The sequence below is a fragment of the Mesorhizobium sp. M7A.F.Ca.CA.001.04.2.1 genome (genome assembly GCF_003998485.1).
Classification (GTDB): Bacteria; Pseudomonadota; Alphaproteobacteria; order Rhizobiales; family Rhizobiaceae; genus Mesorhizobium; species Mesorhizobium ciceri.
This window is the reverse complement of record NZ_RZQT01000171.1, coordinates 1-10,683: the sequence shown is the minus strand read 5'-3', so window position 1 is coordinate 10,683 and position 10,683 is coordinate 1. Positions and strand designations below refer to the sequence as shown.

7 protein-coding genes are annotated in these 10,683 nt (G+C 64.1%); 3 read left to right on the top strand and 4 right to left on the bottom strand.

The genetic code is table 11. The annotated features are described in order from the left end of the window. From murJ to EN955_RS31130, 3 genes are all read right to left on the bottom strand, one after another. On the bottom strand, positions 1 to 962 hold a 962-nt coding region (gene murJ, locus EN955_RS31140; protein WP_127223519.1), incomplete at its 3' end, for a murein biosynthesis integral membrane protein MurJ. A 46-nt stretch (positions 963 to 1,008) separates the two neighbouring features. Beyond that, the gene (locus EN955_RS31135; protein ID WP_024501801.1) at positions 1,009 to 3,810 is read right to left on the bottom strand and encodes a [protein-PII] uridylyltransferase; all 2,802 of its coding nucleotides are present in this window, start codon (positions 3,808 to 3,810) and stop codon (positions 1,009 to 1,011) included. 78 nt (positions 3,811 to 3,888) lie between these two features. Then, complete coding sequence (locus tag EN955_RS31130; protein ID WP_024501800.1) at positions 3,889 to 4,713, bottom strand: glycosyltransferase family 25 protein; 825 nt, start codon at positions 4,711 to 4,713, stop codon at positions 3,889 to 3,891. 187 nt (positions 4,714 to 4,900) lie between these two features. Here EN955_RS31130 and EN955_RS31125 point away from each other — a divergent pair, with 187 nt between their 5' ends. The 3 genes from EN955_RS31125 to EN955_RS31115 all read left to right on the top strand — a co-directional run bounded on the left by EN955_RS31125 (position 4,901) and on the right by EN955_RS31115 (position 8,772). After that, complete coding sequence (locus tag EN955_RS31125) at positions 4,901 to 7,405, top strand: heavy metal translocating P-type ATPase (protein ID WP_024501799.1); 2,505 nt, start codon at positions 4,901 to 4,903, stop codon at positions 7,403 to 7,405. A gap of 42 nt (positions 7,406 to 7,447) precedes the next feature. Further along, positions 7,448 to 7,840, top strand: coding sequence for a DUF305 domain-containing protein (locus EN955_RS31120; protein ID WP_013528057.1), 393 nt, complete (start codon positions 7,448 to 7,450; stop codon positions 7,838 to 7,840). Between the two features lie 86 nt (positions 7,841 to 7,926). Next, positions 7,927 to 8,772 carry an aldo/keto reductase gene (locus EN955_RS31115; protein ID WP_024501798.1) on the top strand — a complete coding sequence of 282 codons (846 nt, stop codon included), beginning with the start codon at positions 7,927 to 7,929 and terminating at the stop codon, positions 8,770 to 8,772. Here EN955_RS31115 and mutS read toward each other — a convergent pair. Then, a partial coding sequence (gene mutS / locus EN955_RS31110) for a DNA mismatch repair protein MutS (RefSeq protein WP_127223518.1) occupies positions 8,773 to 10,683 on the bottom strand: 1,911 nt, incomplete at its 5' end.

Below are 10,683 nucleotides of genomic sequence, written 5' to 3'. Positions count from 1 at the left end.
GTCAGGAACAGCGTGAACTCGACCGAGCGGTTTTGCAGATTGGCCGCCTCGATCAGATTGCCCGACTTCAGCGCGCGCGACAGTTCGGGCAACAGCACGATGGCGACCGCGACACCGACCACGCCGAGCGGCAACTGGTAGATGCGGTCGGCATAGGCGAGCGAGGACACCGCGCTGTTCTGCGCCGAGGCGATCGCCGTGCCGATCAGCTGGTTGATCTGTGTGATGCCGCCGGTGATGGCCGCCGGCAGCGCCAGGATCAGCAGCCGCTTGACCGCGGGCGTCATTTTGGGACGGCGAAAGCCGATCGAGATGCCGGCATGGCGCACTGCCACCCAGACGATCGCCAGCTGCACCAGTCCGGCGGCAAGCACGCCCCAGGACAGCCCGTAGCCGACTGTGAGGGCATCCGAGCCCTTGTACCAGGCATAGGCGAGCACGCCGATCAGGATGATGTTGAGGAACACCGGCGCCACGGCGGCGGCGAAATAGCGGCGCAGCGAATTCAGCATGCCCGCCATCATCGCGCCCAGCGACATGCAGATCAGATAAGGGAACATGATCGTCGCCAGCGTCACCGTGGTGTCGAACTTCCCCGGCGTGCCGGCAAAACCCGGCGCCACCAGATAGCGCACGATCAGCGGCATCGACAGTTCCATGATGATGGTCAGCGCCAGCAGCGCCGTGAACAGCACGCCGAACACTTCCTCGGAAAAGCGCTTGGCGCCTTCGGTGCCGTGGGTCTCGATCTCCTTGGCGAACAGCGGCACGAAGGCGGCGTTGAAGGCGCCCTCGGCAAACAGCCGGCGAAAGGTGTTGGGAAACTGGAAGGCGGCGTTGAAGGCATCGGCGACCGGTCCGGTGCCGAGTGCGGCGGCCATCAGCATCTCGCGGCCGAAACCGAGCGCGCGGCTCATCAGCGTGCCGGAAGCGACCGTTGCGAATTTCTTGACGAGGCTCATGCTTTTGGGAACTGCCTGCGGAATTGGGACAAAGTGATGGTCGTTGTCACTCGGCCGCCGCCCTGGACTTGCCGCCGCGTTCGGGCACGATGCCTTCGAGCGTTGCCATCAGCCGATTGCGGATGGTGGCGATGCGGGCCGGGCTATCTATCTTCTGGCCAGTGAGATCGGTGACATAGAAAGTGTCGATGACCTTTTCGCCGAAGGTGGTGATGTGGGCCGATGCGATGTCAAGCGACAGGTCGGAAAGCGTTCCGGTGATCTCCGACAGCAGCCCAGGCCGGTCGAGGCCCTCGACCTCGATGACCGAAAAACGATTCGACAGCGTGTTGCGGATTTCGGCACGCGGCGGGATCTTGAACACCTTGGAGCCGCGCCGCGGCTTGGTGCGCTTCTCGATCATTTCCGGCAGCCAGCTCTTGCCCGACAGCACGTCCTCGATCAGCCGGCCGACACGCTCGGCACGCCGGCGCTCGTCCTCGTCGCGGTCGAACTCTCTGCTGATCAGGATCGTGTCGAGCGCACGGCCGTCCGACGTCGTGAAGATCTGCGCGTCGACAATGTTGCCGCCGGCCCCGGCGCACGCCCCGGCGATGACCGAGAGCAGGCGGGGGTGGTCCTGCGCCAGCACGGTGATTTCGGTCACCGCCTCGAACTGGTGGGTCTTGACCATGGTGGCAAGCTTGTTGCCTGACGCGTCAGCCTCACGAATGAATTCGGCATGGCGCAGCTGGTCTGCGAGATCGACGGTCAAAAGGTAATTCTCGTAGTGCTGGCCGACATAGCGCTTGCGGGTCTTGTCCGGCCAGTCGGCAAGCGCCTCGGCCAGACGCTCGCGCGCCGCCGCCGTGCGTTGCGCGCGCGACACTTCCGAAAACCCGCCGGTCAACAGCAATTCGGTCTCGTAGTAGAGCGTGCGCAGCAACTGGCCCTTCCAGCCGTTCCAGACACCCGGTCCGACGCCCCTGATGTCGCAGACGGTGAGGATCAAAAGCAGCTTCAGCCGCTCGACCGACTGCACGATCGCGGCGAAATCCTCGATGGTCTTGCGGTCGTTGAGATCGCGGGTCTGGGCTGTCATCGACATCACGAGATGGTTCTCGACCAGCCAGGCAACGGTTTCAGTATCGGCAGGCGACAGCCCCATATGCGGACAGATGCGGCGTGCGATCCTGGCCCCCGCCTCGGAATGGTCCTCCGGCCTGCCCTTGGCGATGTCGTGCAGCAGTACGGCGACATAGAGCGCCTCGCGGCTCTTCTTCAGCCCCGGCATCAGCGTGTGCGACAGGGGATGGACCTTTTCGCCGTCGCCGCGTTCGATCTCGGCCAGCACGCCGATGCAGCGGATGAGGTGCTCGTCCACCGTGTAGTGGTGGTACATCGAGAACTGCATCATGGCGACGATCTTGCCGAAATCCGGGATCAGCCTGCCGAGCAGCCCGGCCTCGTTCATGCGGCGCAGATTGAGTTCGGCATTGCGATCCGAGGTCAATATGTCGAGGAACAGCCGGTTGGCCTCCTCGTCGCGCCGCAGCGACTTGTTGACCAGGCCGAGCGAACGGGTCAGCAGCTTCAGCGCATCGGGGTGGAATTCCAGACCGTGCTTGTCGGCGAACCAGAACAGCCTGAGCAGATTGACCGGATCGCGCTCGAACACCTGGTCGTCGGCGATGTTGATGCGGTGGTTGTCGACAATGAAGTCCGACGTGCCGGCCAGCTTGCGCTTGCGCCGCGAGAAAGTCAGGAAGATGCGGTTGAAGCCCGGCACGTGCTTGGCCTGCTCCTCCTCGAGCGCGGCACAGAAGATGCGGGTCAGGTCGCCGACGTCCTTGGCAACGAGGAAGTAGTGCTTCATGAAGCGCTCGACCGCCGACAGGCCGGGGTGCGTGGTGTAGCCGAGCCGTTCGGCGATCTCGCGCTGGATGTCGAAATGCAGCCGCTCCTCGGCCTTGCCGGTGAGGAAATGCATGTGACAGCGTACCGCCCACAGGAAATCCTCGGCTTTCTGGAACTCGCGGTACTCACCCTCGGTGAAGACGCCTTTATCGACCAATTCCTCGCCGGTGCGCACCCGGTAGAAATATTTGCCGATCCAGAACAGCGTCTGCAGATCGCGCAGGCCACCCTTGCCGTCCTTGACGTTGGGCTCGACCAGATAGCGGCTTTCGCCGGCCTTGGCATGGCGGTCATCGCGTTCGGCAAGCTTGGCCTGGACATATTCGGGGCCGGTCGTGCGCACCACCTCATGGTCGAAGCGCAGCATCAGTTCATCATAGAGCTTTTCCTCGCCCCACAGGAAACGTGCTTCGAGGATCGAGGTGCGGATGGTGACATCGGTGCGCGACAGGCGCAGGCATTCGTCGATATTGCGTGTGGCGTGGCCGACCTTCAGCCCCAGGTCCCACAGCATGTAGAGCATGTATTCGACTGTCTGTTCGCCCCACGGCGTCTGCTTGTAAGGCAGCAGGAACAACAGGTCGATGTCGGACCCCGGCGCCAGCGTTCCACGGCCGTAGCCGCCGACAGCGACGACGGCCATGCGCTCCGCGGAGGACGGGTTCTTGACCCGGTAGACATGGGTGACGGCGAAATCGTAAAGCGCCCGGATGATCTCGTCCATGAGATGCGACAGCCGCGCCGCGCAGGCGCTGCCGCCGCCATCGTCCCTCAGCATGCGTTCGGCAATGGCGCGCCCGTCCGCCAGTCGTCCCTTGAGCAGTTGGAGCACACCATTGCGCGCAGCCTGCCCTGAGCCGTCGCCCGCCGTGGCCGCGGTCAGCGCGGTCATCTCGCGGCGCAAGGCTTCGCCGTCGATCAATTCGTCGAGCTTCAGGGAGATTCTTGCCATATATCCAGTCGGCCTTGCCGTTTCGGCGGCGTCTATAGCGCGTTTTGGCGGCGCTGGGTATGGGGCGTTGAAGCCGGTTCAAGACCCGGCTGAGTTTTGGCTCGGATAAGTAAATGGAATGACCATTCTCCGCTTCAGTCGACCGAAATCGACAATGCGCTTGCCTATTCGCCGAGCCTCGGCTTTGACCCTCGCTATGGCTGTCTTTCTGCGTTTCCCGGTCCCGGCGGGTGCGGCGCACTGGATATCCCGCTTTTCTCTGAGCAGGCTTGGCAAATGGAGCGCCCTGTCGCCAAGGAACTGATCTTGCGCGCAGAGCGCAGGAACAAGCTGGTAGATCGTCTCGCCTCGCAAAACCGAAAACTCCGGGTTGAAGACAAGGTCGTCGACAGCGATGCCGATCTCCTCGGTGGCCTTGATCAGGTCGAGCGCGGTTTGCCTGGAGATGATGTAGCCGGCGGTTCCTATATGTCCGGCGTCGAGTTTGGATGTGGAAAAGCCGTGACCGATGGCAATGCGCTTGCGTCGGATCACGGTCTTACAGAAGTAGCTTTCGAGCTTGACGACTTCGGCATCGGCTGGGATCCAGTCGCTGTCGCGAAGCAATGCGCCGGCTTTTGCGGCAAAGACGATGTCGTCCTCGAAAATCGCCCCGTAGCGGGCGTCGCCTTGGGCGATGACAGCCCAGCAGGCCCGGTGACTGAGCAGGCAGGCGATCTCGCCGTCAGTCAATGGCAGCCTGTTCCGATATCCGACATTTTGCGGCAGCTGGTCCAGCTCCGGCCGGTCGCGTGCGTCTATGGCCTGAACGCGTTCGAATGCAACGCCGATGCGGGCAAACTCCGCCGTCACACGGGCAAGGCGATCGGGAGACCGATCGAGATTGATGACCAGACGCTTCATTGCCGAAGAAAATCCCCACCCCCGCGACGCTCGCGCTTTCTAGCAGGCCTGGTGTTGCCGCGTGAGACTTTTTCTGGGGTGGATGGACGCGCCGTGGACCGGAGAAGAAAAGTCGAAACAGCCCTTGACCTTCCAGTTACTGGAAGCCCTATCTCCGCGTCACACCGATCCATCGAGGCATTTTCGAATGACGCATTCCGATCACGATCATCACGCGCACGGTAGCTGCTGCTCGACAAAAGGCGCCGTGCCCACCACGAAGAGCGTCGTCCGCGACCCGGTCTGCGGCATGACTGTCGATCCGGCGGCTGGCAAGCCGACGGCCGAGCATGATGGCCATCTCTATCATTTCTGCAGCCAGGGCTGCCGCACGAAATTCGTCGCCGAACCGGAAAAATTCCTGACCGCCACCGATCCGGTCTGCGGCATGAGCGTCGACCGCGCGACAGCCAGTCATTTTGCCCGCCACGAAGGCCGGGGCTTCTATTTCTGCTCGGCCGCTTGCCAGGCGAAATTCGAGGCGGAGCCGCAAAAATATCTCGGCGGCAGGCCAGCACCGCAGCCGATGCCCAAGGGCACGCAATACACCTGCCCGATGCACCCGGAGATCGTCCGCGACAAGCCCGGATCCTGCCCGAAATGCGGCATGGCGCTGGAGCCGATGGGCGTACCAACGGGTGACGAGGGTCCCAATCCGGAACTGGTCGATTTCACCAGGCGATTCTGGGTCAGTGCCGCTCTATCCGTCCCTTTGCTGGTCGTCGCCATGGCGCCGATGCTTGGCCTGACTTTCCAGGCTTTTGTCGACGAGCGGACGAAGGTCTGGCTTGAGCTGGCATTGGCCAGCCCCGTCGTGTTGTGGGCGGCACTGCCTTTCTTCCACCGCGGCTGGGATTCGCTCGTCAACCGCAGCCCCAACATGTGGACGCTGATCTCGCTCGGCGTCGGCGCTGCCTATCTCTACAGCGTCGTCGCCACGCTGTTTCCGGATATCTTTCCGCATCAGTTCCGCGGCCATGGCGGTGCGGTGCCGGTTTATTTCGAGGCTGCCGCCGTCATCGTCGCGCTGGTCTTCCTTGGCCAGGTGCTGGAGCTACGCGCCCGTGAAAAGACCGGTTCGGCGATCCGCGCCTTGCTCGATCTCGCACCGAAGACAGCGCGGCTGATCGCCGCCGATGGTTCCGAAAACGACGTGCCTCTGGACGCCGTCAAGGCCGGCGATCGCCTGCGCATACGCCCCGGTGACGCCGTGCCGGTCGATGGCACGGTGCTGGAAGGACGATCCTCGCTCGACGAATCGATGATCACGGGCGAGCCGTTGCCGGTCGAGAAGGTCGAGGGCGATGCGCTGACCGGCGGCACGCTCAACAAGAATGGTGCGCTGATCATGCGCGCTGAGAAGGTCGGCGCCGAGACGACGCTGGCGCGCATCGTCGAGCTCGTCGCCAAGGCGCAGCGCTCGCGCGCCCCGATCCAAGGGTTGGCTGATCGCGTTTCTTTCTACTTTGTCCCGGCCGTCGTCCTTGTCGCGATTGTCGCCTTCATCGCCTGGGCCGTGTTTGGACCCGAGCCCAGCCTGATCTTTGCCATCGTCTCGGCGGTGTCGGTGCTGATCATCGCTTGTCCCTGTGCGCTCGGCCTCGCCACGCCGATGTCGATCATGACCGCCACCGGGCGCGGGGCGCATGCCGGCGTGCTGATCAAGGAAGCCGCAGCACTCGAACGCTTCGCTTCCGTCGACACGCTGATCGTCGACAAGACGGGGACGCTGACCGAAGGCCGGCCGAAGCTGACCGATGTCGTCACGGCAAACGGCTTCTCCGAAGACGAATTGCTGGCGCTTGCCGCGGGCCTGGAGAAAGGCTCGGAGCATCCGCTGGCTGAAGCCATCGTCGACGGCGCCGCTACGCGCGGCGTGACCGTTGCAGAGGCCAGCGGCTTCGAGGCGGTCACCGGGAAGGGTGTGTCCGGTTCGGTCTCGGGAAAGACGGTCGCGCTCGGGAACGCCGCGATGATGGCCGACCTTGGCGTCGACATCGCATCCATCTCGGCCAAGGCCGAGGCGTTGCAACTCGAAGGCAAGACGGCGATGTTCGTCGCTGTCGACAAAAAACTGGCCGGCATCGTCGCCGTCGCCGACCCTATCAAGATAACGACGGCCGAGGCGATCAAGGCGCTGCATGAAAGCGGCTTGCGGATCGTCATGGCGACCGGCGACAATGAACGCACGGCCAACGCGATCGCCAGAAGCCTCGGCATCGACGAGGTCCGCGCCGACCTGCTGCCGGAACAGAAGGCAGCCCTTGTCGAGGAACTGCGCGCAAAAGGCACCGGCGTTGCCATGGCCGGCGACGGCGTCAACGATGCACCGGCCCTTGCCGCCGCCGATGTCGGCATCGCCATGGGCACCGGCGCCGATGTCGCCGTCGAAAGCGCCGGCATCACCTTGGTCAAAGGCGACCTCAACGGCATCGTGCGGGCGCGCACGCTGGCTCAGGCGACGATCCGCAACATCCGTCAGAACCTGTTCTTTGCCTTCCTCTACAACGTGCTTGGCGTGCCGGTCGCCGCCGGCGTGCTCTATCCGCTCACTGGCACGCTTCTGTCGCCGATGCTGGCAGCGGCGGCGATGAGCCTGTCCTCGGTGTCGGTGATCGCAAACGCATTGCGGCTGAGAACATTGAAACTCTGATCCAAGCCCCCAAATACGAAACCCATCCACAGGAGACCATGTATGACCTTCGCCAAAAAACTCGTGCTGCTGCTGATGGCGGCCGGAATGCTGGTTGCCGTCTTCCTCGAAAGCGTTCCGGCGCAGAGCGAAGAGATGAAACACGACATGGGCGCTATGGCGACGGACGCGACCAGTCCTTCGACGGAAGGCTACAAGGCGGCGATGGACAAGATGCATGCCGACATGATGGCGTCCGACTATACCGGCAATGCCGACGTCGATTTCGTCAGAGGCATGATCCCGCACCATCAGGGCGCGATCGACATGGCCAAGGTTGAACTTGCCAATGGCAAGGACCCGGAAATCCGCAAGCTGGCCGAAGGCGTCATCGCCGCGCAGGAAGCAGAGATCAAGCAGATGCAGGCCTGGCTCGCCGCCCATCCGGTGAAGTAAGTCTTCGGCCATCGCCAGCGCGGCGAGAACGCCTCTGGATTTATCGCCCAGCCTGCGATGCGATCCGGCCCCAACTGGAGCCCGCCATGCCACCGACCATCAGAACCACCAAACTGCCCTTCGGCGAAGCCGTTCAGGTGCTTGGCCAGGGCACATGGAAGATGGGCGAAGATTCCCGTCGCCGCGCCGATGAGGTGAATGCCCTCAAGCTCGGCCTCGACCTCGGCATCACGTTGATCGACACCGCCGAAATGTATGCCAGCGGCGGTGCCGAGGAGGTGGTGGCCGAAGCCATTGCCGGGCGCCGCGACGAGACCTTCCTGGTCTCGAAAGTGCTACCGTCGAACGCCTCGCGCGCGGGCGTGCAGCGGGCCTGCGAAAACAGCCTGAAACGCCTGCGCACCGACCGCATCGATCTCTATCTCTTGCATTGGCCCGGCAGCGTGCCATTGACGGAAACCGTCGCGGCCTTCGAGGCCCTGAAAAAGGCCGGCAAGATCCGCCACTGGGGCGTCAGCAATTTCGACACCGACGAGATGGAAGAGCTGATCGGCCTGCCCGATGGCGGCAATGTCCAGACCAACCAGGTGCTCTACAATTTGGTCCGGCGTGGCCTCGAATTCGATCTGGCGCCCTGGAGCCGGCAGCGCGGCATCCCCTTGATGGCCTATTCTCCGGTCGAGCAGGGTGCGTTGGCGCGCAATGCCAGGCTCGAAGCCATTGCCGGGCGCCACAATGCGACCCCAGCGCAAATCGCCCTGGCCTGGGTGATGCATCAGGAGGGCGTCATCGCCATCCCGAAGGCCAGCAGCGAGGAGCATGTCCGCCAGAATGTCGCTGCGCTCGACATCAAGCTTGCGCCGCAGGACATCGCCGATCTCGACCGCGCTTTCCCGCCACCAGCGCGCAAGCGCGGGTTGGAGATGATCTGACTACGTCCCCGCCAACCCCTTCAGCCGGTAGAGCGCTTCCAGCGCCTCGCGTGGCGTCATTTCGTCCGGGTTGATGTCGCCAAGTGCCGCGCCCAGCGCGTCGCTCTTGATCGGCTTCGGCGCTTCTCGCTTCACCGCCACCGAAAACAATGGAAGATCGTCGACCAGCCGGTTGGTCTTGCCCGAAACTTCGCCCTCTTCCAGTTGGTGCAGCACTTCCTTGGCCCGGTCGACCACCGCTTCCGGCAGGCCGGCCAGCCGCGCCACCTGCACGCCGTAGGAGCGGTCGGCGGCACCCTTGCCGACCTCGTGCAGGAAGACGACGTCGTTTTCCCATTCCTTGACCCGCATGGTGACGTTGGAGAGACGCGCCAGCTTGCCGGCCAGCGAGGTCATTTCGTGAAAGTGGGTGGCGAAGATTGCCCGGCAGCGGTTCTTCTCATGCAGATATTCGACCGCGGCCCAGGCGATCGACAGGCCATCGAAAGTGGCGGTGCCGCGGCCGATCTCGTCGAGGATCACCAGTGCGCGCTCGCCGGCCTGGTTGAGGATCGCTGCCGTCTCGACCATCTCGACCATGAAGGTCGAGCGGCCGCGCGCCAGATCGTCCGAGGCGCCGACACGCGAGAACAGCCGGTCGACGACGCCGATATGGGCCGATGTCGCCGGCACGAACGAGCCGGTCTGGGCCAGGATGGCGATCAGCGCGTTTTGCCGCAGGAATGTCGATTTACCGCCCATGTTCGGGCCGGTCAAAAGCCAGATCGCGCCGTTCCGGGCAGCTCCCTCCGGCGACAGGTCGCAATCATTGGCGACGAACGGGCCTTCGCCGGAGCGGCGCAAGGCCTGTTCGACCACTGGATGCCGCCCGCCCGTAATCTCGAAGGCAAGGCTCGAATCCACCACCGGCCGGCACCAGGCTTCGCTTTCCGACAGAAGCGCGAGCGCCGCGGAGACATCGAGCACGGCCAGCGCATCGGCGCCGGCACGGATCTTCTCCGCTTCGCCGACCGCTTCCGTCGTCAGCGCCTCGAAGGCGGCCAGTTCGATGTTGAGCGCCCGGTCGGCGGCATTGGCGATCTTGGTCTCGAGCTCGGCAAGCTCGGTCGTGGTAAAGCGCATGGCGTTGGCCATGGTCTGGCGGTGGATGAAGCGCGCCTTGGCGTCATCGCTGCCGGTCATCACCGCATGGTGGTTGGCGGTCACCTCGATATAGTAGCCGAGCACATTGTTGTGCCGGATTTTCAGCGAGCGGATGCCGGTCTCGTCGATCAGCGAGCGTTCCAGCCCGGCGATCACCTTTCGCGATTCGTCGCGCAGCGCCCGCATCTCGTCGAGATCGGCATGGTAGCCGCCACGAACGAAGCCGCCGTCGCGCTTGAGCAGCGGCAGTTCGTCGCCAAGTGCCTGCATCAGATGCTGCGAAAGCGCTTGGGGCAGTGCATGGATGGCGGCCAATGCCGCCGCAAGTTCCGGGGGCAGGGCGGTCGCGGCAAAGATTTCGGCGATCGCGCCTGCCGCCTCGAAGCCGGCGCGCAGCGCGCCGAGGTCGCGCGGCCCACCCCGGTTGAGCGCCAGCCTGGACAGCGCGCGGGGCATGTCGGCAACGCTCTTCAGGCTCGACCGCACCGCCTGGCAAAGTCGCGTTTCGGAACGGAAGAACGACACCGAGTCCAGCCTGGCGCCGATCGCCGCCGGGTCGGTCAGCGGCGCCATCAGCCGGTCGGCGAGCAGCCTTGCGCCGCCGCCGGTCACCGTGCGGTCGATCGCCTTGAACAGCGAGCCTTCGCGGCTGCCCGACAGCGTGCGCAGCAGTTCCAGATTGCCGCGTGTCGCCGGATCGATGAACAGGGTCGAACCCTGCTCCTCGCGTTCGGGCCGCGACAGCGGCGGGCGCTCCGCTTTCTTCGT